Origin of the sequence: Streptomyces sp. NPDC051907 (genome assembly GCF_040681075.1) — a bacterium.
Classification (GTDB): domain Bacteria; phylum Actinomycetota; class Actinomycetes; order Streptomycetales; family Streptomycetaceae; genus Streptomyces.
This window is the reverse complement of sequence record NZ_JBFAYB010000115.1, coordinates 1-23527: the sequence shown is the minus strand read 5'-3', so window position 1 is coordinate 23527 and position 23527 is coordinate 1. Positions and strand designations below refer to the sequence as shown.

Genomic DNA, 23527 nt, shown 5'->3' with positions numbered 1-23527 from the left:
AGCTCGGCGCCCGGGACCTGCTCCTCGTCCTCGCCGACCAGGCGGCGGGCGACGGTGTCGGTCTTGGCCTTGCGCAGAGTGTCGGCCTGCGCCTTCCCCCGGCCCTCGGCCACCGCCTCCGCCAGGTTCGCGAAGACCGTGGTCAGCCACAGCCAGGCCGTGATCGCCCAGCCGAACCAGTCGCCCGGGTCCTTGAGCGCCAGCACCGTGGTGACCACCGAGCCGACCAGCACCACGAACATGACCGGCGACTTGACCATCACCCGCGGATCGAGCTTGCGCAGGGCGTCCGGGAAGGACTTGACCAGCTGCTTCGGGTCGAACAAGCCCCCGCCGACCCGCCCGGCCGGCTTGTGCCCGGCGGACAGGTCGCCGTGCGGCGCCTTCGTCCCAGTGGGAGTGACAGTGGTGGACATGGCGTCCTGCTTCTCTACGTCGATGGTCATGACGCCAGCCCTTCGGCGAGCGGGCCCAGCGCGAGGGCCGGGAAGTAGGTCAGACCGGTGATAATCATGATCGTGCCGACCAGCAGGCCGGTGAACAGCGGCTTCTCCGTCCGCAGCGTGCCCGCCGTCTCGGGAACCGGCTTCTGCTCCGCCAGCGACCCCGCCAGCGCCAGCACGAACACCATCGGCAGGAACCGGCCCAGCAGCATCGCGATGCCGATCGTCGAGTTGAACCACTGCGTGTCCGCGTTCAGACCCGCGAACGCCGACCCGTTGTTGTTCGCCCCCGACGTGAACGCGTACAGGATCTCCGAGAACCCGTGCGCGCCGGAGTTCGTCATCGAGTCCGCCGGGGTGTCCAGGGCGAACGAGGCCGCCGTGAAGCCCAGCACCAGCGCCGGGGTCACCAGGATGTAGCAGGCCGCGAACTTGATCTCGCGGGTGCCGATCTTCTTGCCCAGGTACTCCGGGGTCCGGCCGACCATCAGACCCGCGATGAACACCGCGATGACCGCCATCACCAGCATCCCGTACAGGCCCGAGCCCACCCCGCCGGGCGCGATCTCGCCCAACTGCATCCCCAGCATCGTGATGCCGCCGCCGAACCCGGTGAACGAGGAGTGGAACGAGTTCACCGCGCCCGTCGAGGTCAGCGTGGTGGCCACCGCGAAGATCGACGAGCCGCCGACCCCGAACCGGGTCTCCTTGCCCTCCATCGCCCCGCCCGCCAGGTCGAACGCCGGACCGCCGTGCGCGAACTCCGTCCACATCATCAACGCCGTGAACCCGACCCAGATCGCGCCCATCGTCGCCAGGATCGCGTACCCCTGCCTGAGCGAGCCGACCATCCGGCCGAACGTGCGCGTCAACGCGAACGGGATCACCAGGATCAAGAAGACCTCGAACAGGTTCGAGACCGGGCTCGGGTTCTCGAAGGGGTGGGCCGAGTTGGCGTTGAAGTAGCCGCCGCCGTTCGTGCCCAGCTCCTTGATGACCTCCTGCGAGGCCACCGCGCCGCCGTTCCACTCCTGCGCGCCGCCCATGAACTGGCCGACCTCATGGATCCCCGCGAAGTTCTGGATCGCCCCGCACGCCACCAGCACGATCGCCCCGACCACCGAGATCGGCAGCAGGACCCGCACCGTGCCCCGCACCAGGTCCGACCAGAAGTTGCCCAGCTCGCCCGTCCGCGACCGGGCGAAGCCCCGCACCAGCGCCACCGCGACCGCGATGCCCACCGCCGCCGACACGAAGTTCTGCACCGCCAGACCGCCGGTCTGCACCACATGGCCCATGGCCTGCTCGCCGTAGTACGACTGCCAGTTCGTGTTCGCCACGAACGAGGCGGCCGTGTTGAACGCCTGGTCCGGGTCGATCGACGCGAACCCCAGCGACCCGGGCAGCGACCCCTGCACCCGCTGCAGCAGATACAGGAACAGCACGCCCACCGCCGAGAACGCCAGCACCCCGCGCAGATAGGCCGGCCAGCGCATCTCCGTGTCCGGGTTCGCGCCGATCGCCTTATAGATCCACCTCTCGACCCGCAGATGCTTCTCGGAGGAGTAGACCCGGGCCATGTAGTCGCCCAGCGGACGGTAGACCAGTGCGAGCGCGGCCACCAGGGCCAGCAGCTGGAGCACACCAGCAACAACAGGACTCATCTGATCTCAGAACCTCTCCGGGTAGAGGAGAGCCAGGACGAGATAGCCCAGCAGAGCGACGGCCACAACGAGACCGACGATGTTCTCGACAGTCACAGCTTCGCCACCCCCTTGGCGACGAGAGCCACCAGCGCGAAGACCGCGATCGTGACGACGACGAAGGCCACGTCGGCCATCGTGTGCTCCTAGATGAGATACGGATTCTCGGACCAGATGAGGAAACCTCCTGACAGCACGGTTTCGGCCGCCGTTGACGGCTCCCATACGGCCGACGCCCCGCCCTTGACGGCTCTCTTACGGCCCGCCCCCGACCTGCGGAAAAGGCCGGTGGGCCGCACTCCCCGTCAGGGAGTGCGGCCCACCGGCCTCATCGTTTTCCGGCCTGTTCGCGGCCGGGGGCGCAGGCACCGCGGCGCCTGCTGGTCAGCGCACCTCGGTGATCTCAGGTCCGCGCTGGAGCTGGCCCATGCCCCCGGAGAACCGGGAGCCCTCCTGCTCCTCCTGCTGGACGCCCTCGGGGACCATCTGCGCGTCCTCGGGCAGCTTGAGCACGATCGGGTCGCGCGGGGCCATCGGGCCCTCGCCCCGTACGACGACGGTGTCGCGGAAGATCTGCTCCAGCAGACCCGCGGCCTCCGGCTGCACCGCGCCCTGGCCGGAGATCACTCCGCGCAGGAACCAGCGCGGCCCGTCGACGCCGATGAAGCGCACGAGCTGCACGCCGCCGGTGCCGTCCGGCAGCTGCACGGGCACCTGGGCCCGCAGCTCCCAGCCCAGCGGGCCCTCGACCTCGTCGATGACGCCGCCCTGCTGGGTGATGCCCGTGGCGATCTCCTCGCGGACCTCGCCCCAGATGCCTTCCTTCTTGGGCGCCGCGAAGGCCTGAAGCTGTACGGCGCTGTCGCGCAGCACCACGGTGGCCGCGACGATCGCGTCGCCGGCTACCTCGACGCGCAGCTCCATGCCCTCGACTCCGGGCACGAACAGGCCGCCCAGGTCGACCCGGCCCTCGCCGGCCTTGGAGACCTCGGAGACGTCCCAGGGGCCGTCGGGCCGGGGCGCCGGAGGCAGGTTCGCGCGGCGGGGCGAGTCCTCGTCCGCGTCGGCCGCGTAGCTTGTGTCGCGCTCGTCGACGACCTGCTCGGCCTCGCCCGCTGCGTCCGCCGCGTCCTCGGCGGAACCACTCTTCTTGCGACGTCCGAACACGTCACTGTCCTTCCCGGTCGGATACGACCGAAGCGTATCGATTCCCACCCGTAGCGCCGTCCACAGCGGCATGACCGCCGGTGGACCCGAAGCCCCCCTCGGCCCGCGCCGAGCCGGGAAGCTCCGCCACCTCGTGGAAGCGCACCTTCTCGACCTGCTGGACGACCAGTTGGGCAATCCGGTCGAACCTCTCGAACCGCACGGTCTCGCGCGGGTCGAGATTGACCACGATCACCTTGATCTCCCCACGGTACCCGGCATCCACCGTCCCCGGGGCATTCACGAGAGCTACTCCGCAGCGGGCTGCGAGGCCCGATCGCGGGTGCACGAAGGCCGCGTAGCCGTCGGGGAGGGCGATGGCCACTCCGGTGGGCAGTACGACCCGCTCACCAGGGGCGAGCTCCGCGGCCTCGGTGGTCACCAGGTCCGCTCCGGCGTCGCCGGGGTGCGAGTAGGCGGGGAGCGGGGCCTGCGGGTCCACGCGGCGGATCAGCACGTCGACGGGATTGCGCATCAGGGGTTCACCTCGAAGGCGCGGGCGCGCCTGATCTGGTCGGGGTCGGCCATGGCTGCCTGGATCTCCTCCGGGCGGCCGTTGTCGATGAAGTGGTCGACTTTGACCTCGATGAACAACGCGTCGGCGCGGACGGCGACGGGCCCGTCTGGGCCGCCGATCCGGCCGACGGCGGAGGAGTAGATCTTGCGTCCGGCGACGGCGGTGACCTCGGCCTGCAGATGCAGCACGGTGCCGACGGGCACGGGCCGTACGAAGTCGGTCTCCAGGCGGCCGGTCACCGCGATCACCCGCAGCAGCCAGTTCAGCGACCCTAGGGTCTCGTCGAGCGCGGTGGCGAGCACTCCGCCGTGGGCGAGGCCCGGGGCGCCCTGGTGGGCGGCGGCCACGGTGAACTCGGCGCTCAGGCTCACGCCGTCGCCGGCCCGCGCCTCCAGGTGCAGCCCGTGGGGCTGTCCGCCGCCGCAGCCGAAGCAGTACTCGTAGTGCGCGCCGAGGAGCTCGCCGGGAGCTGGGGCGTCCGGGTGCCGTACGGGCGGTATGGCGTCCGCCGGAGGGGTCAGCGCCGCGGCCCTGGCTGCGGGTCGGGGGCCCGGGGTCTCCCCCCGGGAGTTCGCAGTACTCACAGGCGCAGACCTTACCCGCGCGGCTACCCGACGGTCGCACCGTGCCAAGCTGGAGCCATGCAGCCTTCCGCCCCGCAGTACGCAGAACGCCTGACCGCGCCCCGCTCCTGGTGGCTCATCACCGCCCTGGTGGGGCTCTCCGGCGGGCTCATCCTGCTGCCGCTGGGCACACTGCCGATGCTCGGCGGCCTGATCGCGGCGTCCGCGCTGGCCGCGGCCGCGGTGAGCGCGTACGGCTCCGCGCGCATTCGCGTGGTGGCCGGCTCGCTGGTCGCGGGCGACGCCCGGATCCCGGTGTCGGCGCTGGGAGCGCCGGAGGCACTGGACCCGGAGGAGGCGCGCGCCTGGCGCTCGTACAAGGCCGATCCGCGCGCCTTCATGCTCCTGCGCAGCTATATCCCGACGGCGGTGCGGATCGAGGTGACGGATCCTGCGGACCCGACGCCGTACGTCTATCTGTCGACGCGCGACCCGAAGGCGCTGTCCGCCGCGCTGACGTCGCTCAGCGGGACCTAGGGCCGGCGGCCGGTCCGCGCTTCAGAAGTCGAGCTCGCCGCGGGTGACGTCCGTGTGCAGGGGGTCCTTGGGCTGCTCCAGCGGCGGGAGCGCCGGCAGGGCGTCCCAGGGGACCTGGCGGGCGCGCAGATCCCTGCGGATGCGCTCCGCGAGCTTCCTGGTGTCCCTGCGGTTCATCATCGCGCCGACCGCCGCGCCGACCATGAAGGGCATCAGGCTCGGCAGGTTGCGCACGGTGCGCTTCATGATCTGCTGTCGCAGCTCGCGCCTGAGGTGGCCGCCGAGGGCTGCGTTGATCGTCGACGGCTTGGTCACGTCGATGCCGCGCTCGTCCGTCCAGGACGTCAGATACGCGGTGGAGCGGTCCTTGAGGTTGCCAGGCGGCCGGATGCCGTAGACCTCGTGGAGCTCGGCGACGAGCTTCAGCTCGATCGCCGCGACGCCGACGATCTCCGTCGCCAGCTCGGCCGGCATCGCGGGCGGCACGGGCAGCATCGCGGCTGCGCCGATGCCCGCGCCGACCGTGGAGGTGGCCATCGAGGCGCCCGCGATCAGCTTGTCCGCGAGCTGCTCGGGGCCCAGGCCGGGAAACTGCCGGCGCAGGGCCGCCAAGTCGCGCACGGGAACGCGGGGAGCGTTCTCGATGATCCGCTCCGCCACGTACGCGAGCGCCGCCCGGGCGCCCTCGCGGCTTCTGCGGATCTGGTGCCGGACGGCGGCCAGGCGTGAGGCCCTGGTCGGGGACCCCGCCTGACCGGATCGTGCGAGCGAGGCCGGCTGGCCCCGCTCTCCGTCATCACCTGCGCCGTAGGGCAGCAGGGCGGCTGTGTGCTCGGCAGACGCGCTTGCGTCTGCTGCCGAGCCCGTACCGCCCCAGTGCTCCTCCGACGGCTTCTGACGCCGAAAACGCCGCTTCCTGGACGGTGTGTCGCCTGCCACGGCCGAGCGATCTCAGTCGCAGTCGCGGCAGATCGGCTGACCGTTCTTCTCGCGCGCCAGCTGGCTCCTGTGGTGCACCAGGAAGCAGCTCATGCAGGTGAACTCATCCGCCTGCCTGGGCAGCACGCGAACGCTCAGCTCTTCGTTGGAGAGGTCTGCTCCGGGCAGCTCCAGACCCTCGGCCTGCTCGAATTCGTCGACGTCGACGGACGAGGTGGTCTTGTCGTTCCGGCGGGCCTTCAGTTCCTCAAGGCTGTCCGAATCGACGTCGTCGTCGGTCTTGCGTGGGGTGTCGTAGTCCGTTGCCATGTCGCTCTCCCCCTCTGGGTGTCTGCGGTGTCTCCAGCGCACGTAACGCGTGAGAGGCCGGACTTGTGCCCGACCCGAGGCGGAGATTTTGCCTCACATCAAGGTCTGTTACTCAATCGACACCCAACCGGATCCCTCAGGAGTGATCGAGTTGGATGGCGATCGGGACCGTACACGGTCCGAATGTCGCACTACACGAGCGCCACCCCGTGTACTTCCCGTGATCTCGGTACCTGAAAACCCGGACTTTTCCCGGCTTTCCGGCAAGAGTCTTGATCACGGAGAGTAGATGGCCTGAAATCCGCCTTTGTGATCGATCCCACACGGACCTCTCGGGCACGGGTCCCGAAAATTCCGCGCAAAGCGAACGAAATGTTTCGCATCGGTCAGCATCTCAGACCGGGAGGGTGACGCGCATCACGAGCCCGCCTCCCTCACGAGGCTCCGCGATGATACGGCCTCCGTGCGCTCGCGCAACCGAGCGGGCGATCGAAAGGCCCAGGCCGACGCCCTTGTCGCTCCCTGTGCGCTCCTGCCTGAGCCTTCTGAACGGCTCGAAGAGGTTGTCGACCTCGTACGCGGGAACCACTGGTCCCGTGTTCGAGACCACCAGCAGCGCGTTGCCCTGCTGGGTCTGCGTGGTCACCTCAACCCAGCCTCCTTCCGGAATGTTGTAGCGGACGGCGTTCTGGACCAGGTTCAGGGCGATCCGCTCCAGCAGGACGCCGTTGCCCTGCACCATGGCGGGGGTCCGCTCGCCGCGGATCTCCACGCCCTTCGTCTCGGCCTCGCCCCTGGCCTGGTCGACGGCGCGGGCGGCGACCTCGGCCAGGTCCACGGGCTTGCGCTCGACGATCTGGTTGTCGCTGCGGGCGAGCAGCAGCAGGCCCTCCACCAGCTGCTCGCTGCGCTCGTTGGTGGCCAGCAGGGTCTTGCCGAGCTGCTGGAGCTCCACTGGCGCTCCTGGGTCGGAGAGGTGGACCTCCAGCAGCGTGCGGTTGATGGCGAGGGGCGTGCGCAGCTCGTGGGAGGCGTTCGCGACGAACCGCTGCTGGGCGGTGAAGGCCCGCTCCAGTCGGTCCAGCATCTCGTCGAAGGTGTCGGACAGCTCCTTGAGCTCGTCGTCCGGGCCGTCCAGCTCGATGCGGCGCGACAGGTCGGAGCCGGCCACCCGGCGGGCGGTGCGGGTGATCCGCCCGAGCGGGGAGAGCACCCGCCCCGCCATGGCGTAGCCGAACGCGAAGGCGATGACGCTGAGGCCGAGCAGCGCGAAGAGCGAGCGCTGCAGGAGGTCGTCCAGGGCCATCTCGCGCTGGTACTGCAGACAGCCGGCCACGGCCTGGTTGAACTGCTCGCCGGTGCCGCGCTCGGGCAGCTGGCACCACTCGGTGGTGGGCTGCACCTTGCCCTCGACGATCTTGAAGGGCAGATCGCCGACGCGGACCTGGAGGGCCTGCGCGGTGAGCAGATAGATGATCGACAGCAGCAGGATGCCCGCGATCAGGAACATCCCGCCGTAGAGCAGCGTGAGCCGTATCCGGATGGTCGGACGGAGCCAGGGGCGGACCGGGTCGCGGGGGTCCCAGGTCGGTTTAGGGGGCGCAGCGGGCGGCGCCGGGGCGGCGGCCACCGGGTCAGATCCGATAGCCGGAGCCCGGCACGGTGACGATCACCGGCGGCTCGCCGAGCTTGCGGCGCAGCGTCATCACCGTCACGCGCACGACGTTGGTGAAGGGGTCGGTGTTCTCGTCCCAGGCCTTCTCCAGGAGCTGCTCGGCCGAGACGACCGCGCCCTCGCTGCGCATCAGGACCTCCAGGACGGCGAACTCCTTGGGCGCGAGCTGGATCTCCCTGCCCTCGCGGAAGACCTCGCGGCGGTTGGGGTCGAGCTTGATGCCGGCACGCTCCAGGACGGGCGGCAGCGGCACGGTCGTACGCCGGCCCAGCGCCCGCACCCGGGCGGTGAGCTCGCTGAACGCGAAGGGCTTGGGGAGGTAGTCGTCCGCGCCGAGCTCGAGGCCCTCCACACGGTCGCTGACGTCGCCGGAGGCGGTCAGCATCAGCACGCGCGTGGCCATGCCCAGCTCGACGATCTTGCGGCATACGTCGTCGCCGTGGACGAGCGGAAGGTCGCGGTCCAGCACGACCACGTCATAGTCGTTGACCCCGATACGCTCCAGAGCGGCCGCACCGTCGTACACGACGTCGACGGCCATGGCCTCCCGGCGCAGTCCGGTGGCCACCGCATCGGCGAGCAGCTGCTCGTCCTCGACGACGAGTACGCGCACGTCGGATTTCCTTCCGCTGGGCCCGTCAGAAGTGATCAGGGCAGGTATGTGGCACTGACTGTGCGCGTCCATCCTGCCTGTTACGCGAGTAAACCGGCTGTAAGGCGGACCAGGACGGCTGGGGCCGCTGAGGCGTGCTGCCGGGGCGGCCGGGAATTCATCTGAATCCCGGGCTGGTTGAGGTTTCTCAGTGGAGGGCCTTGGGAAGGACGCCTGCACACCCCGATCACGCCTTGTATGTGGCGCACCACGACCTGTTTCAGGAGTGATCACAACACCCGCCGTCGGCACACCCCCGTGCCACCGACCCACGACGAGGGGGCGCACCATGGACGCATTCACCGCAGGACTCATGCAGCGCATAAAGGCCGCGGAGACCGACCTCACGGCGGCTCGCGAGTCGGGCGACGACTTCCTTGCGGATGTCGAGCAGGCAGAGCTGGACGACCTGCACCGCCTGGCCGCTGAGCACGGCGTGCACGTGTCGGCCGCCTAGCAGCGGACCGCGCGAGACGGACACGGGAGGGCCCGGCGCCGCTGTTCGGCGCCGGGCCCTCCTGCGTTGTCTGCGGGGGCGCGCTGTACGGGTTTCCGGGACGCCCGGCACCCGGTGCCCGGCGTCCCGGACGCCTCGCCGGGTCGGTGGCGGTTTCCGTGCGCGCCCGGTCTTGGTTTCCGGGGCGCCCGGTGCCGGTCCGGGGCACCCGGTGCGGCTCTGGGCGGACGCCCGGAACCGGGCGTCCGCCCCAGGCGCTCGGTCAGTCAGTGCCGGGCGCGGCCCGGGCGCCGCGCTCAGTCGTGCAAGCGCCTCGGGGGTCGGCCGTCGTCACTCGCGCCAGCGCCTCGGGTCCGCCGCCGTTAGCCGTGCCAGCGCCCGGGTCCGCCGTCTTCAGCTGTGCCAGGCACCTCGGCCCGTCGGTGCCGGGCGCAGCCCAGGTGCCTCGATCAGTCGTGCAAGCCCCGCGGGTCCGCCACCGTCAGCCGTGCCAGCGCCCCGATTCCGCCGTACCGTCAGTCGTGCCAGGCGCCGAAATCCTCGAGGAGCGTCTGCAGCGGCTCGAAGACGCCGTCAGACGCCGCCACCGCCAGCTCGTACGACGGCCGCTCCCCCGGGCGGCCGCCGGTGAGCGCGCCCGCCTCGCGGGCGATCAGGTCGCCCGCCGCGAGGTCCCAGGGGTTGAGGCCGCGTTCGTAGTAGCCGTCCAGCCGGCCGGCGGCCACGTCGCACAGGTCGACGGCGGCCGAGCCGCTGCGGCGGATGTCCCGCAGCCGCGGGATCAGCCTCTGGGCGACGTCCGCCTGGTGGGAGCGGACGGACGCGACGTAGTTGAAGCCGGTGGAGACCAGGGCCTGGTCCAGCGGGGGCGCGGGGCGGCATCGCAGCGGCTTCTCGCCGGCGAACGCGCCGCCGCCCGCCACCGCGTGGTACGTCTCGCGGCGCATCGGCGCCTCGACCACCCCGACCACCGTCTCGCCGTCCTTCTCGGCGGCGATGGAGACGGCCCAGGTGGGCAGCCCGTAGAGGTAGTTGACGGTGCCGTCGAGCGGGTCGATGACCCAGCGGACGCCGCTGGTGCCCTCGGTGGACGCCCCCTCCTCGCCGAGGAAGCCGTCGTCGGGGCGGTGCTCGGCCAGATAGACGGTGATCAGCTTCTCAGCGGCGATGTCCATCTCGGTGACGACGTCGATGGGGCTGGACTTGGTCGCCGCGACGGCCAGGTCGTCCGGGCGGCCGTCGCGCAGCAGCGCCCCGGCCCGGTGGGCCGCCGCCAGGGCGAGGGAGAGCAGCTCGTTCAGCAGAGGGTCGGTCATCCGGGCTCCTAGGCGTAAGGACTGTCGGCGCCCGCGGCCGCGGGCCGCTCGGCGCGGGCCGGGCAGCAGCCGATGGGGCAGAGGTCGTGGCTCGGGCCGAGCGCGCCCAGCGCGCAGCGCTCGACGGGGAGGCCGCGCTCCGCCCGGGCGCGCTCCAGGAGCAGTTCGCGTACGGCGGCGGCGAACCGCGGGTCCGCGCCGACGGTCGCGGAGCGCCGGACCGGCAGTCTGAGCTCGGCGGCCTTGGCGGTCGCCTCGGTGTCGAGGTCGTACAGGACTTCCATGTGGTCCGAGACGAAGCCGATGGGGACCATGACGACCGCGCGGGCGCCGGCGGCGTGCTGCGCCTCCAGGTGGTCGCAGATGTCCGGCTCCAGCCACGGGATGTGCGGGGCGCCGCTGCGGGACTGGTAGACGAGCTCCCAGGCGTGCTCGACGCCGGTCTCCTCGCGCACGGCGTCGGCGACCAGCGCGGCGACGTCCAGGTGCTGGCGGACGTACGCCCCGCCCTGGCCGTGCTCCCAGGCCGGGCCCGAGCTGTCGGCGGCGGCGTCCGGGATGGAGTGCGTGGTGAACGCCAGCCGGGCGTCCGCGCGGACCTCCTGAGGGAGGTCGGCCAGCGAGGCGAGCACGCCGTCGACCACGGGGCGTACGAAGCCCGGGTGGTTGAAGTAGTGCCGCAGCTTGTCGACGCGCGGCAGCGGAAGGCCCTCGGCCTCCAGGGCGGCGAGCGCGTCGGCGAGGTTCTCGCGGTACTGACGGCAGCCGGAGTACGAGGCGTACGCGCTGGTGGCCAGCACCGCGACATGGCGGCGGCCGTCGGTGACCATCTCGCGCAGGACGTCGGCGAGATAGGGGGCCCAGTTGCGGTTGCCCCAGTAGACCGGCAGGTCGAGGCCGTGCTCCGCGAAGTCCTTGTGCAGGGCGTCCAGCAGCGCGCGGTTCTGGTCGTTGATGGGGCTGACTCCGCCGAACAGGAAGTAGTGCTGCCCCACCTCCTTGAGCCTTTCCCTGGGGATGCCGCGCCCCCGCGTCACGTTCTCCAGGAACGGGACGACGTCGTCCGGGCCCTCAGGGCCGCCGAACGACAGCAGCAGCAGGGCGTCGTAGGGAGCGGGATCGAGTTGTTCGGCCATGAGCCGATCCTGCCACCCGCCTCTGACAGCAGAGAAACCGCGATGCGGTAAGGGTTACCTAACCCGTAAGCTGTACCGGCCACTACATTCCTTACGGAGCGCCTCCTTGCCCAGTCCCTACCGCGCGATCTTCGCCGTCCCCGGCACGGTCGCGTTCTCCGCCGCCGGAATGCTCGGCAGGATGCCGCTGTCCATGATGGGCATCGGCATCGTCACGATGATCTCCCAGCTGACCGGGCGGTACGGCCTGGCCGGCGCGCTCGCCGCGACCCTCGCCCTGTCGGCGGCCGTCCTCGGCCCCCAGATATCCCGGCTGGTCGACCGGCACGGCCAGCGGCGCGTGCTGCGCCCGGCCACCATGGTCTCCATGGCGGCCGTCTCGGGCCTGCTGATCAGCGCCCAGCAAGAGGCCCCGGACTGGGCGCTGTTCGCGTTCACCGCGTGCGCCGGTTGCGTGCCGAGCGTCGGCGCGATGACCCGGGCCCGCTGGGCCGCCATCTATGAGGGCTCGCCGCGCCAGCTGCACACCGCGTACGCCTATGAGTCCATCGCCGACGAGGTCTGCTTCATCGTCGGCCCGATCGTCTCCATCGGCCTGTCCACCGCCTGGTTCCCGGAGGCGGGACCGCTGCTGGCCGGCGCGTTCCTGGTCGCCGGCGTCTTCTGGCTCACCTCGCAGCGCGGCACCGAGCCGGTGCCGCATCCGCGCGAGGAGCACACCGGCGAGTCGGCGCTGCGCTCGCCGGGGCTCCAGGTGCTGGTGGCGGCCTTCGTCGCGATCGGCGCGATCTTCGGCGGCGTGGACGTCGTCACGGTGGCCTTCGCCGAGGAGCAGGGCCACAAGAGCGCGGCGAGCCTGGTGCTCGCGGTGTACGCGCTCGGCTCCTGCCTCGCGGGCGCGGTCTTCGGGCTGCTCCACCTCAAGAGCGAGCCTTCGCGCAGGTGGCTGCTGGGTGTGTGTGCGATGGCCGTGAGTATGATCCCCCTCCAACTGGCCGGGAACCTGCCGTTCCTGGCCGTGGCGCTCTTCGTCGCGGGTCTGGCCATCGCACCGACGATGGTGACCACTATGGCTCTCGTCGAAGCGCACGTACCGCGCACCAAGCTGACCGAGGGCATGACCTGGACCGGTACCGGGCTCGCGGTCGGCGTGGCGCTCGGCGCGTCGGCATCGGGCTGGGTCGTCGACGCGCACGGAGCGGCGGCGGGGTACGCCGTGCCCGTCTCGGCGGGAGCGCTCGCGGCCGTGACGGCGTTCCTCGGCTACCGCCGGCTGCGCAGGCCGGCGCCGACGCGGGAGGGGAAGCGTGAGCGGGACTACGAAGACGGGGCGCGGCACGTGGCGTAACTGGGCGGGCAACGTCGGCTCCCGCCCGGCGCGGGAGGTCTCCCCCGCCTCGCCGGCCGAGCTCGCCGACGCCGTGCGCCAGGCCGCTCAGGACGGGCTGAAGGTGAAGGCCGTCGGCACGGGCCACTCCTTCACCGCCGTGGCCGCCACCGACGGCGTGCTGATCCGTCCCGATCTGCTCACCGGCATCCGGGAGATCGACCGTACGGGGATGACCGTGACGGTCGAGGCGGGCACGCCGCTCAAGCGGCTGAACGCGGCCCTCGCCCGTGAGGGCCTGTCGCTCACGAACATGGGCGACATCATGGACCAGACGGTCGCCGGCGCGACCTCGACCGGCACCCATGGCACGGGCCGCGACTCGGCCTCGATCGCCGCGCAGATCAGGGCGCTCGAGCTGGTCACCGCGGACGGATCGCTGATGACCTGCTCGGAGAAGGAGAATCCCGAGGTCTTCGCGGCCGCCCGGATCGGCCTCGGCGCGCTCGGCGTGGTCACCGCGATCACCTTCGCCGTGGAGCCGCTCTTCCTGCTGACGGCCCGCGAGGAGCCGATGGCCTTCGACCGGGTCACCGCGGAGTTCGACGCCCTGCACGCGGAGAACGAGCACTTCGAGTTCTACTGGTTCCCGCACACGGGCAGCTGCAACACCAAGCGCAACAACCGCAGCGCGGGCCCGCCCGCCCCGCCCGGGCAGCTCAGCGGCTGGATCGAGGACGAGCTGCTCTCCAACGGCGTGTTCCAGCTGGTCTGTTCGCTCGGCAGGACAGTCCCCGCGACGATACCGGCGATCGCGAAGCTCTCCAGCCGGGCGCTGTCCGCCCGTATGTACACCGACATCCCGTACAAGGTCTTCACCTCGCCGCGTCGTGTGCGGTTCATAGAGATGGAGTACGCGCTGCCGCGTGAGGCCGCGGTCGCCGCGCTGCGCGAGGTCAAGGCGATGATCGAGCGCTCGCCGCTGCGGATCAGCTTCCCGGTGGAGGTGCGCACGGCGCCGGCGGACGACATCGCGCTCTCGACGGCGTCGGGGCGCGAGAGCGCGTACATCGCCGTGCACATGTACCGGGGCACGGCGTACCGCTCGTACTTCACCGCGGTGGAGCGGATCATGACGGCGCACGGCGGCCGGCCGCACTGGGGCAAGGTGCACACCCGGGACGCCGGTTACCTCGCCGAGGCGTATCCGCGGTTCGGCGAGTTCACGGCGCTGCGGGACCGGCTGGACCCGGACCGGCTGTTCGGCAACGACTATCTGCGGCGGGTGCTCGGCGACTGAGGGCGCTCACCCGCCGGGCGTCGGGGCGCCGGGGCTCTGAGCGCCGGAAGGCGTCGTGGCCGTCGGCGTAGGCGTGGGAGTCGGGGCCGGCGGCGGGCTGGGATCCGGGTCGCCGCCGGTGGACCCGGAAGTGCTCGGGTCCGGGGCCGGTTCGGCGGGACCGTCGCCGTCGCCCTTCCCGGCGTCCGGATCCTCAGGCGGTACGCCGCCGGGGCTCGGGGCCTCGGGGTCCTCGCTCCGCTCGGACTCCCCGCTCTGGCGCCCGTCGTCGTCCGGGGCAGGCGAACGGTCGCTGGGCGCATCGGACTTCTCGCCGCCGCCCCCGCGGACGACCGAGCTGAGGGTCGTGCCCTTGCCGCCGCCGAGCTCGGCGCCCGAGGCGAGTTCGTACCCGGTGATGCCGATCATGGCCACGCCGAAGACGACGGCGGTGGCGAGCACGGAGCGCTTCCATCCCCGCACCCGCGTTCCATGGGTGGTGGCGTCGCCGAACTCGCCCCTCAACTGGCCGCTCAACCGCCCGCTCGACTGCCCGCTCGACGACTTGCCGAACTCCGCGCCGAACTCCCCTTCGTACGGCCCGCGTCGGAGCATCCGCGGCGCGTCGGCGGCGGGCGGCGGCGCGGCGGGACGCCCCTTCGGCCTCACCGGCGCCGCGACCTCGCGGATCTGCTCGCCGGTGCGGCTGAAGAAGTGCTGGAAGACCGATCCGCCGCAGGTGGCGACGATGCTGACGACGCCGGCCCCGACGATCGTTCCGTAGACGCCGAGTCTGGAGGCGAGCACGGCCGCAGCGACAGCGGCCAGTGCGCTGCCGGCCACCTGAGGAAGGCTGAGATCCAGCCTCCTTTCGCGCGTTTCCTTCAGATCTGTGTCGTTGTCCCGCTTCTGTTGCATCTCCAGCCCCTGCTTGCCCTTCTGTCCGTACGTGCACCAAGTAGGGACATTTGAGCGAAGGGAATAGTTCCGTTTCTGCCGGTTCTGTGAAGCAAGACACGCGGTCACCTGCGACGGAGCCCTCAACCCCTGTTGCCGCCGTGAAGTTGGGCGGCGCGGCGGTCTACCCCGATGGCCCGAATGGAGTACTGTGGCGAGCCCTGGGCCCAACCTCCCTTTCGGGTGTCTGGACCCCAGGTAGGGGGCCGAATGCGGCGCTCGATCCGGCGGCGCCGCGGTACCGCACGGGTACCCGGTGCACAGAGTGACCAACAGTCACTCAGAGTGGCAAACAGGTAACCGTGCCATAACGGCGATCCAGGGCCTGTGCCCGACACGCCGGGCAACTCGGCAAGGTTGTGGCAGGCTGCACCCGGGCAGGCCACACTCGACTAGCGGAAGCAGCGACGCACGTGACGTCGGCAGGCACCACCCGGGAGGTCCCCATGCCCGAACTGCGTGTCGTGGCCGTCTCCAACGACGGCACACGACTGGTGCTCAAGGCTGCGGACAGCACGGAGTACACGCTTCCGATCGACGAGCGGCTGCGCGCTGCCGTGCGCAACGACCGCGCCAGGCTCGGCCAGATCGAGATCGAGGTGGAGAGCCACCTCCGCCCCCGTGACATCCAGGCGCGTATACGCGCAGGCGCCTCCGCGGAGGAGGTCGCGCAGCTCGCGGGCATTCCGGTGGACCGGGTGCGGCGCTTCGAGGGTCCGGTGCTGGCGGAGCGCGCGTTCATGGCGGAGCGCGCCAGGAAGACTCCCGTACGACGGCCCGGCGAGAACACCGGCCCGCAGCTCGGCGAGGCCGTGCAGGAGCGGCTGACGCTGCGCGGCGCCGAGAAGGACACCGTGCAGTGGGACTCCTGGCGCCGGGACGACGGCACCTGGGAGGTGCTGCTCGTCTACCGGGTGGCGGGCGAGCCCCACTCGGCGAGCTGGACCTACGACCCGCCGCGGCGCCTCGTGCAGGCGGTCGACGACGAGGCGCGGGCGCTGATCGGCGAGACCGACGACACGATCGCGACGCAGGAGCCGAGCTTCCCCTTCGTACCGCGCATCGCACGGCTGCCGAGGGACAGGCCGCTCGACCGGCCCGCGCCCATGGCGCAGTCGGAGCCGGAGGAGAGCGGGGACTCGCTGACAAGCCTGCTGGAGGCGGTGCCGAGCTTCAGGGGCGACATGGTCGTTCCCGAGCGCCCGGCGGCACCGGAGCAGCCGCAGACGGAGCCGGCCGCCGAGCCGGAGCCGGAGGAGGAGCCGGTCGCGCCGGCGGCGTCGGCGGGAGCGGGCTCGGCGTACGCGGACGTGCTGATGCCGCGCTCGGTGGCGGGCCACCGCGACCGCCTCACGGGCACGACGGACCGCCAGGCGGAGGCGGACGGCGTCCGCCCGGGCCGCAGGGCGGCGGTCCCGAGCTGGGACGAGATCGTGTTCGGAACGCGCCGCAAGAAGCAGGACTAGAAGGGGACTTCCCCGCCGCCCGCCGGGATGTGGGGGCGGGGACTCTCCGGGTGGTCGTGCGATGCGGTCGGCCGGTGGGGCGCGTTGTCGCTGTACGCGCGCCGCCGAGGGTCATCTGTTGCGCCCGTCGGCATAGCCGAATCGAAGGCCGGAGCATCCAGCCAGCGGCCAACCGTCGCTCCCCCGCCAGCACAGCCGGGGGCCTCTGGACCATCACGCCACGCGCGGCCCTGCGGCGCGCAGTCGCTGCGCCCGCTGCCGAAGGCCGGAGCAACCGTCACGCCCGGCAGCACAGCCGGACCTCACGGACCGTCACGCCCTCCGCACGGCCGCACGACACGTCGTCATGTCGTAGCACCCGCGGCCGTAGGCACGAGCAGACCTCCGGGCCAGAGGCCGGCCCGTCACACGCGTCAGCGCAGCCGGACCCTGCGGCCGCCACGCCTTCCGCACAGCCACGCGACACCTGGGCGCGGCCCCGCACCCTCGGCCGTAGGCCGGAGCAGACCACAACGGGCCCAGGCCGAGCGGAGGGTCCTTGGTCGGTCCCTCCGGCCCGTGGCCGCACCCCGCCCGGCGCCGCCGAGATCCGCGGCCGCGCCGGACGGCGAGAGGCCCTTAGCCCCGTTCCGCGCCCGTCGCCACCGGTCGGGCCGGGTCCGCGCACCACTCCGACCAGGAGCCCGCGTAGAGCGCCGGGGTGAAGCCCGCCAGGGCCAGGGCCACCGCCTGCTGGGCCGCCGAGACGCCCGAGCCGCAGTAGACGCCCACCGGGGCCGACTTGGCCGCGCCCAGGGCCGTGAAACGCTCCGTCAGCGTCTCCACCGGGAGGTACGCCCCCTCCTTGTCGACGTTCTCCGCCGTCGGGGCCGACACCGCTCCCGGGATGTGGCCCGCCACCGGGTCGATCGGCTCCACCTCGCCGCGGTAGCGCTCCGCCGCCCGCGCGTCCAGGAGCAGGCCCTCGCGGGCCTGGGCCGCCGCGCCCGCCGCGTCGAGGAGGGGGAGCGCGCCGGGCGCGGGGACGAAGTCGCCCTCCTTCGGGGAGGGGACCTCCGTCTCAAGGGGCCCGCTCCACGCCGCGAGGCCCCCGTCCAGGACCCGTACGTCCTCGTGTCCGGCCCAGCGCAGCATCCACCACGCCCGGGCCGACGCCCACCCCAGGCCGCCGTCGTAGGCGACGACCGACGAGTCGGCCGAGACGCCGGCGCGGCGCATCGCCGCGCCGAACTCCTCGACGTCGGGCAGCGGATGGCGGCCGCCCGCTCCGGGCGGGCCGGCCAGTTCCGCCTCCAGGTCGACGAAGACCGCTCCCGGGATGTGGCCGGCCTCGTAGTCGGGCCGCCCGTGCGGCGCGCCGAGCTGGTAGCGGACGTCCAGCAGGACCAGGGGGCGGCTCGCGGTCAGCTCGCTGGCGAGTTCACTGGCAGAGATGATGGGCTTCATGCTCCCCATCCTCGCGCAGTGACCGGCCGCGCCGGAACGCCCGCCAACCGGACGTCAAATGCTAAAACGGGCATCCACCCGCAGGAACACGCCAAATCCGGCGCGGTCCGGGCGCGCCGACGGCCTGGTGGTGCAAGCATCTGCACGGGGTGCACGGCCGTACCGCACGACGAGCGCGCACCCGGTCCCCCCGCACGGCCACCACGAATGGTCCGAGGAGAGAGTGACGATGACCGAGGCGACTCGGCACGTACCGGGCACGCCCTGCTGGGTGAGCTTGATGGTGCACGGCCTTGACGCGACCCAGGACTTCTACGGAGAGCTGTTCGGCTGGGAGTTCGCCCCTGGCCCGCAGCAGCTCGGTCCGTACGTCCGCGCGCTGCTCGACGGCAAGGAGGTCGCCGGCATCGGCCGGCTCCCGGTCGACCGGCATCTGCCGATCGCCTGGACGCCGTACATGGCGACCGACGACGCGGACGCGACCGCCGAGGCGATCAGGTGCTGCGGCGGCACGGTCGGCGTCGGCCCGCTGGACGCCGGGGAGGCCGGCCGCATGGTCATCGGGTCCGATCCGGTGGGCGCGGTGCTCGGCGCCTGGCAGGCCGCGGGCCGTCGCGGCATCGCCGTTCAGGGCGCCCACGGCACGCCCGTCTGGAACGAGCTCATCGCCCGCGAGACCTCGTCGGTCGGCAAGTTCTACCAGGCGGTCTTCGGCTACGACGTGGAAGCCGTCGTCTCCGCCGACCTCGACTATGTGACCCTGCGCCTCGAAGGCCGCCCGGTGGCGGCCCTCCACGGCGTCGGCAACGCGCTGCCGCGCGAGAGGGGCCCGCACTGGATGACCTCCTTCGAGGTCGAGGACACCGACCAGGCCGCCCGGCACGTCGCCTCTCTCGGCGGGCAGGTGATCCAGCCGCCGAGTCAGGGGCCAAGCGGCCGGCGCGCCACCGTCGCCGACCCGGAGGGCGCGCTGTTCACGATCGTACGATCGGCCGAGCGCCGGCCTTCGCTGAACTGAGGCGCACGGACGCGGGGGCGCCGCGGCTCACGAGCCGAGCCCGGCGACCTCCACCGGCAGCACATCGGGCGAGAGGGCGGCCGCGCGGGCGCTGGCGGCCGTCATCCGCCGCCGGTGGTGGCGTCGGCACAGCACCTCGTAGCCGATCTCGTCCGGCGACTGGTTGACGTCGCCGACGACGACCTGCGCGCCCTCGACGACCATCTCCCCGCCCACCGTACGGGCGTTGTGCGTGGCCCGCGCGCCGCACCAGCACAGCGCCTCGACCTGGAGCACCTCGACCCGGTCGGCCAGCTCCACCAGCCGCTGGGAGCCGGGGAAGAGCTTGGAGCGGAAGTCGGTGGTGATGCCGAACGCGAAGACGTCCAGCTCCAGGTCGTCGACGACCCGGGCGAGCTGGTCGATCTGCTCGGGCGCCAGGAACTGCGCCTCGTCCGCGATCACATAGTCGCAGCGGCCGCCCTTGGAGAGGTGCCCGACGAGGTACGCGTAGAAGTCGAAGCCCTCCGCGGCCTCGATGGCGTCGGTCACCAGGCCGAGCCGCGAGGAGAGCTTGCCCTCGCCGGCCCGGTCGTCGCGCGTGAAGATCATGCCCTGCAGTCCGCGCGCGGACCGGTTGTGCTCGATCTGAAGAGCGAGGGTGCTCTTTCCGCAGTCCATCGTTCCGGAGAAGAACACCAGCTCGGGCATGAGAAGTTGCGGACCTTTCGGGGTCTGTGCGGGCGCGGGGGCGGGACGAGCGGGGCGACGAGCGTACGCAGGGCTATGAGCGTACTTCGAGGAGCGGTACGAGCTGTTCCACGGGGGTCATCGAGCCGTGCATGCCGACCATGGCCGACTCGTTCGGCTCGTTGACGGACGCGGTGATCACGACGTCCGCGTGGGCCGCGGCGACGACGTCGCCGATGCGGCCGTGGACCCGCTCGTCGACGTGCGCGCCGAACCAGCCCGCCGCTATCGCCTCGTCGCGGCTCGCGATCCAGAACTGCTCGCCGAGCACCTCGCGCCAGACCGCCAGCACGTCGGACGCGGCGCCGGGCACGGCGTAGACATGGCGCGCGCGGCCCTCGCCGCCCAGCAGGGCGACTCCGGCGCGCAGCTCCCAGTCCTCGTCGAAGTCGATGCGCGACTGCTCGTCGAAGGGGATGTCGATCATGCCGTGGTCTGCGGTGACGTACAGGGCGGCGCGGGGCGGGAGTTGCTCGGCGAGGCGCTGGACCAGCCGGTCGACGTACATCAGCTGGCCGCGCCAGGCGTCGGAGTCGACGCCGAAGCGGTGGCCCTTGCCGTCGACGTCGCTGTAGTACGTGTAGACCAGCGACCGGTCGCCCGCCGTGAGTTGCTCGGCGGCGAGGTCCATCCGCTCCTCGCCGGAGAGCCGCCCGTGAAACGTTCCGCCACTCAGAGCGATCTTGGTGAGCGGGGTGTGCTGGAAGGCCGGCGAGGAGACCTGGGCGGTGTGCACGCCCGCCCGGTCGGCGAGCTCGAAGACCGTGGGGTAGGGCTGCCAGACGTGCGGATCGGTGTAGGGCCGCCAGCGCAGCTGGTTCATCAGCTCGCCGGTGTCGGGGTTGCGCGCGGTGTAGCCGGGCAGGCCGTGCGCGCCCGGCGGCAGGCCGGTGCCGACGGAGGCCAGCGAGGTGGCGGTGGTCGCCGGGAAGCCGGCGGTGATCGGACGTCCCGTTCCGCCGCGCGAGGAGCCGAGCAGGGAGGTCAGATAGGGCGCCTCGTCCGGGTGGGCCTTGATCTGCTCCCAGCCCAGGCCGTCGATCAGGAAGACGCAGTTCCGGTCGGCGGGGGCGAGCTCGGGGATGCTCTGCTCGAACCCCGGCACGCCCTGGCCCGCGACCAGCGTCGGCAGAAGATCGGCGAGCGAGCCGCTGCCGTACGCGGGGACGGGCGCGGAGTCGACGGCGAGGGCGTCGAGCGGGGGGTACCCCCAGCCCGCGTGCCCTGCGGAGGGAGCGGAGGGAAGGGGTTCGTCCGGCCAGAGCGAGGGCTGAGCCATCAGCGCGTGGCTGCCGTGGCTTCGGAGAGCGCCTGGGCGAAGGCGAGGGTCTGGCGGACCGCGTCCGGCCCGTCGCCGGCCTCGCTGACGCGCAGGCTGAGGTCGTCGGCGGTGGAGTTGCCGGTGTAGCCGTGGTCCGCGTCGCAGTTCGGGTCGCCGCAGGCGGCGGGCTCCAGGTCGAGCCGGGAGACGGCGCCCCAGCCGATGGTCAGGACGACCTCGCGGGGCAGGGTGCCGGGGGTGTACGACTCCGGGTTCGCCACGACGCGGCTGACCACGACCGACGAGATCCGGCCGAGCTTGACCGATTCGGTCGAGGTCGTGGCGTACGGCGTCGGGGAGCTGGAGTCGGCGGCCTGCTCGTCGGTGTGGCTCACGATGAAGCGGTTGGCCGTCAGCACGAGGACGGTGACATGGCGGCGCACCTCGTTGGCGTCGAAGGTGGTCTCCTGATGGACCAGGTACGACGCGATCTGCTCGCCTCCGACGGCGGCCTCCACCGCCTCGGCCACGAGGGCCGGGTAGTAGCCGCTGCGCTCGATCGCCGCGCGCAGCCCCTGGGTCGTCGTACCGGTCTTCGCCATGCGGTCCATCCTACGGGGCCCTGGGACGGCGAGCGCTCAGTAGCTGGGGAGTCGTCGGGGTCCGAGGTCCGTGCGGGCGGGGGGCGGCGCGAGCCGTACGGACGCGCCGAGCACCGAGAGCCCACGCTGAGCGACGACGACCGGCTCAAGGCTGACGGCGACCACTTCCGGATGATCGTCGACCAGTCGCGACACCCGTAGGAGGAGTTCCTCCAGCGCCGGGGCGTCGACGGGCGCGGAGCCACGCCAGCCGAAGAGGAGCGGCGCGGTCCGGATCGTTCTGATCAGCTCGGCGGCGTCCCGGTCGGTGACCGGGACGAGCCGGTGGGCGGTGTCGCCGAGGAGCTCGGAGGCCGCGCCGGCCAGCCCGAAGGAGAGCACCGCGCCGACCGCTGGGTCGATGGCTGCGCGTACGACGGTGTCGACTCCGCGCGGGGCCATCGCCTGGACGACGGGCTGGAGCTCCTCGGGCTTGCCGAGCGTCTCGGCCAGTTCCGCGTACGCCCTCCGCAGTTGCGGCTCGTTGGCCAGGTCCAGCCGTACGCCGCCGAGGTCGGCGCGGTGGCGCAGATGCGGGGCGGTGGTCTTGAGCGCCACGGGATAGCCGAGGCGGGCGGCCGCCTCGACGGCGGCGTCGGCGCTGGGCGCGGGCAGCGTGGGGCGCACGGGCACGCCGTACCGGCCGAGGAGCTCAAGGGCGGCGGCGGAGTCGAGGGTGACGCCGCGGGGGTCGGTCTCCTCGCCGATCAGGCGGTCGATCTGGGCGGCGGCGCCGGACTCGTCGATGTCCTCGTACTGGGGCACCTTGCCGGGATCGGCGGCCTGGCGCCGCCACTGCGCGTACCGCACGGCCTCGGACAGCGCGCGCACGGCCCGCTCGGCGGCGGGGTAGGCGGGGATGCGGGACTCGTGCGGGGCGGCGGCGGGGGCGGGGGCCGCGTAGCGGTCGGCGGCGGACACCGGGGACAGCGTCGGCGCGGGCGGCCGGGTGGGCGGTCCTGAAGGCGGGGGCGTCTGCGGCGATTTGGCGCAAGGCTTATCAAAAATTTAAAACAAAAAAAGGGGCTAGAAGTTCGATTGAAAATCTGCTTAAACGAGTAGATAAAGGTAAAGCTGTGGGTTCGATTAATCCTTTGGTTGATATTTACAATAGTATTAGCTTGAACTATGGGCTACCTGCTGGTGGTGAGGATATTGATACTTTTGCAGGAAATCTACGTTTGACAAAAGCTGTTGGTGGCGAACATTTCTTGGCTTTGGGTGATGATGAAGCTGATAATGCTTTGCCTGGTGAAATCTGCTATCTTGATGATGAAGGGGCAGTTTGTCGCTCATGGAATTGGCGTGATGGTCAAAGAACGATGCTGACAGAACAAACCAAAAATGCTTTTTTGATTATTGAATCTGTTGACCCTGAACGCGGTGAAGTTCTAGATGCTGCAACTCAAAAATTAGCTGAATTGAGTGAAAAATATTTAGGGGGAACGGCACAGGTACTCCTAGTCACTAAAGAAAATCCAGAAATTTCTTTAGACTAGCGTTTTGTGACATCTAAAAAAATTAGATTTACTGACAGATAAGAGATTTGATAGGAAAGTTGATGATACTGTCAATAAAAAGAGCCGTCAGTAAATCTGACGGTTCTGTCATTAATTATTTTTATGATAAAATGGAAAAAATCCGAGGTTTTATATGATTTATATGAGAAAAGCAGGCCCGAAAGATTTGCTGTCAATTATGAAAATTATTGAAGAAGCAAGAACTTTTTTGGCTGATTCCGGGAGTGACCAATGGCAAAATGCTTATCCAGCAGTTTTTGATATTGAAGAGGATTTTGCGAAAGAACAGGCCTATGTCTTGTTAGTTGATGATAAAATAACCGGTTATTGTGCAATTATTACAGGTGAAGAACCAGCTTATACTCAAATTACTGACGGCGCTTGGTCAAATCAAAATTTTGATTATGTGACCATTCATCGAATTGCTTTG

At 70.6% G+C, this 23527-nt stretch carries 23 protein-coding genes and 3 pseudogenes; 8 read left to right on the top strand and 18 right to left on the bottom strand.

What is annotated here, in order from left to right:
* From AB0M39_RS36360 to AB0M39_RS36335, 6 genes and pseudogenes are all read right to left on the bottom strand, one after another.
* Positions 1-446, bottom strand: a pseudogene (locus AB0M39_RS36360) (potassium-transporting ATPase subunit B); the annotation flags it as partial.
* Complete coding sequence (gene kdpA / locus AB0M39_RS36355; protein ID WP_365371736.1) at positions 443-2107, bottom strand: potassium-transporting ATPase subunit KdpA; 1665 nt, start codon at positions 2105-2107, stop codon at positions 443-445. The gene kdpA and the pseudogene AB0M39_RS36360, both read right to left, overlap by 4 nt.
* A 6-nt stretch (positions 2108-2113) precedes the next feature.
* On the bottom strand, positions 2114-2203 hold the full coding sequence (gene kdpF / locus AB0M39_RS36350; protein WP_365371734.1) for a K(+)-transporting ATPase subunit F: 90 nt from the start codon (positions 2201-2203) through the stop codon (positions 2114-2116).
* Between the two features lie 327 nt (positions 2204-2530).
* Positions 2531-3313, bottom strand: a complete 783-nt coding sequence (locus AB0M39_RS36345) for a DUF3710 domain-containing protein (protein WP_365371731.1) — start codon at positions 3311-3313, stop codon at positions 2531-2533.
* Position 3314: 1 nt separating this feature from the next.
* Positions 3315-3827, bottom strand: a complete 513-nt coding sequence (gene dut / locus AB0M39_RS36340; protein WP_365371728.1) for a dUTP diphosphatase — start codon at positions 3825-3827, stop codon at positions 3315-3317.
* On the bottom strand, positions 3827-4453 hold the full coding sequence (locus tag AB0M39_RS36335; RefSeq protein WP_365371725.1) for a PaaI family thioesterase: 627 nt from the start codon (positions 4451-4453) through the stop codon (positions 3827-3829). Before AB0M39_RS36335 ends, dut begins: the two co-directional genes overlap by 1 nt.
* Before the next feature lie 57 nt (positions 4454-4510).
* Here AB0M39_RS36335 and AB0M39_RS36330 point away from each other — a divergent pair, with 57 nt between their 5' ends.
* The gene (locus AB0M39_RS36330; RefSeq protein ID WP_365371723.1) at positions 4511-4969 is read left to right on the top strand and encodes a DUF3093 domain-containing protein; all 459 of its coding nucleotides are present in this window, start codon (positions 4511-4513) and stop codon (positions 4967-4969) included.
* A 21-nt stretch (positions 4970-4990) separates the two neighbouring features.
* Here the strand turns inward: AB0M39_RS36330 and AB0M39_RS36325 are convergent, their stop codons facing one another.
* The 4 genes from AB0M39_RS36325 to AB0M39_RS36310 all read right to left on the bottom strand — a co-directional run bounded on the left by AB0M39_RS36325 (position 4991) and on the right by AB0M39_RS36310 (position 8505).
* Entirely contained in the window at positions 4991-5908 is a 918-nt protein-coding gene (locus tag AB0M39_RS36325; protein ID WP_365371720.1) for a hypothetical protein, read from the bottom strand.
* 12 nt (positions 5909-5920) lie between these two features.
* On the bottom strand, positions 5921-6217 hold the full coding sequence (locus tag AB0M39_RS36320; protein ID WP_142213239.1) for a DUF4193 domain-containing protein: 297 nt from the start codon (positions 6215-6217) through the stop codon (positions 5921-5923).
* Between the two features lie 394 nt (positions 6218-6611).
* The gene (locus AB0M39_RS36315) at positions 6612-7847 is read right to left on the bottom strand and encodes a HAMP domain-containing sensor histidine kinase (protein WP_365371718.1); all 1236 of its coding nucleotides are present in this window, start codon (positions 7845-7847) and stop codon (positions 6612-6614) included.
* A 4-nt stretch (positions 7848-7851) separates the two neighbouring features.
* Positions 7852-8505 carry a response regulator transcription factor gene (locus tag AB0M39_RS36310; RefSeq protein WP_365371715.1) on the bottom strand — a complete coding sequence of 218 codons (654 nt, stop codon included), beginning with the start codon at positions 8503-8505 and terminating at the stop codon, positions 7852-7854.
* A 328-nt stretch (positions 8506-8833) separates the two neighbouring features.
* On the opposite strand from AB0M39_RS36310, the gene AB0M39_RS36305 reads away from it, so the two are divergent.
* Entirely contained in the window at positions 8834-9001 is a 168-nt protein-coding gene (locus tag AB0M39_RS36305) for a hypothetical protein (RefSeq protein WP_365371712.1), read from the top strand.
* Positions 9002-9516: 515 nt separating this feature from the next.
* Here AB0M39_RS36305 and AB0M39_RS36300 read toward each other — a convergent pair.
* Positions 9517-10317, bottom strand: a complete 801-nt coding sequence (locus AB0M39_RS36300; protein ID WP_365371710.1) for an inositol monophosphatase family protein — start codon at positions 10315-10317, stop codon at positions 9517-9519.
* An 8-nt stretch (positions 10318-10325) separates the two neighbouring features.
* Positions 10326-11453, bottom strand: a complete 1128-nt coding sequence (locus AB0M39_RS36295) for a ferrochelatase (protein ID WP_365371708.1) — start codon at positions 11451-11453, stop codon at positions 10326-10328.
* A gap of 106 nt (positions 11454-11559) precedes the next feature.
* Here AB0M39_RS36295 and AB0M39_RS36290 point away from each other — a divergent pair, with 106 nt between their 5' ends.
* Together AB0M39_RS36290 and AB0M39_RS36285 are read left to right on the top strand one after the other, a co-directional pair.
* Positions 11560-12801 (top strand): MFS transporter, encoded by a 1242-nt coding sequence (locus AB0M39_RS36290; protein WP_365371706.1) that lies wholly within the window; start codon positions 11560-11562, stop codon positions 12799-12801.
* Complete coding sequence (locus tag AB0M39_RS36285; protein WP_365371704.1) at positions 12761-14080, top strand: D-arabinono-1,4-lactone oxidase; 1320 nt, start codon at positions 12761-12763, stop codon at positions 14078-14080. Before AB0M39_RS36290 ends, AB0M39_RS36285 begins: the two co-directional genes overlap by 41 nt.
* Before the next feature lie 6 nt (positions 14081-14086).
* Here AB0M39_RS36285 and AB0M39_RS36280 read toward each other — a convergent pair whose 3' ends face one another.
* Positions 14087-14902, bottom strand: coding sequence for a hypothetical protein (locus tag AB0M39_RS36280; protein WP_365371701.1), 816 nt, complete (start codon positions 14900-14902; stop codon positions 14087-14089).
* A 527-nt stretch (positions 14903-15429) separates the two neighbouring features.
* On the opposite strand from AB0M39_RS36280, the gene sepH reads away from it, so the two are divergent.
* A complete protein-coding gene (sepH, locus tag AB0M39_RS36275) occupies positions 15430-16482 on the top strand; it encodes a septation protein SepH (RefSeq protein ID WP_365371698.1) in 1053 nt (350 codons plus the stop codon).
* A 618-nt stretch (positions 16483-17100) separates the two neighbouring features.
* Here the strand turns inward: sepH and AB0M39_RS36270 are convergent.
* Positions 17101-17928, bottom strand: coding sequence for a sulfurtransferase (locus AB0M39_RS36270; protein ID WP_365371696.1), 828 nt, complete (start codon positions 17926-17928; stop codon positions 17101-17103).
* A 229-nt stretch (positions 17929-18157) separates the two neighbouring features.
* Between AB0M39_RS36270 and AB0M39_RS36265 the strand changes: the two genes are divergently transcribed.
* On the top strand, positions 18158-18946 hold the full coding sequence (locus tag AB0M39_RS36265) for a VOC family protein (protein ID WP_365371693.1): 789 nt from the start codon (positions 18158-18160) through the stop codon (positions 18944-18946).
* Between the two features lie 27 nt (positions 18947-18973).
* Here AB0M39_RS36265 and AB0M39_RS36260 read toward each other — a convergent pair whose 3' ends face one another.
* The 4 genes and pseudogenes from AB0M39_RS36260 to AB0M39_RS36245 form a co-directional block, all read right to left on the bottom strand.
* Positions 18974-19636, bottom strand: a complete 663-nt coding sequence (locus AB0M39_RS36260) for a thymidine kinase (RefSeq protein ID WP_365371691.1) — start codon at positions 19634-19636, stop codon at positions 18974-18976.
* 73 nt (positions 19637-19709) lie between these two features.
* The gene (locus AB0M39_RS36255) at positions 19710-20954 is read right to left on the bottom strand and encodes a nucleotide pyrophosphatase/phosphodiesterase family protein (RefSeq protein ID WP_365371688.1); all 1245 of its coding nucleotides are present in this window, start codon (positions 20952-20954) and stop codon (positions 19710-19712) included.
* Positions 20954-21538, bottom strand: a complete 585-nt coding sequence (locus AB0M39_RS36250) for a DUF5998 family protein (RefSeq protein ID WP_365371685.1) — start codon at positions 21536-21538, stop codon at positions 20954-20956. Before AB0M39_RS36250 ends, AB0M39_RS36255 begins: the two co-directional genes overlap by 1 nt.
* A gap of 36 nt (positions 21539-21574) precedes the next feature.
* A pseudogene (locus tag AB0M39_RS36245) lies at positions 21575-22441 on the bottom strand (acetate--CoA ligase family protein); the annotation flags it as partial.
* 95 nt (positions 22442-22536) lie between these two features.
* Here AB0M39_RS36245 and AB0M39_RS36240 point away from each other — a divergent pair.
* Positions 22537-23076: a B3/4 domain-containing protein gene (locus AB0M39_RS36240; RefSeq protein WP_365371738.1), complete on the top strand. Its 540-nt coding sequence runs from the start codon at positions 22537-22539 to the stop codon at positions 23074-23076.
* Positions 23077-23239: 163 nt separating this feature from the next.
* Positions 23240-23527: pseudogene (locus AB0M39_RS36235) on the top strand (GNAT family N-acetyltransferase); the annotation flags it as partial.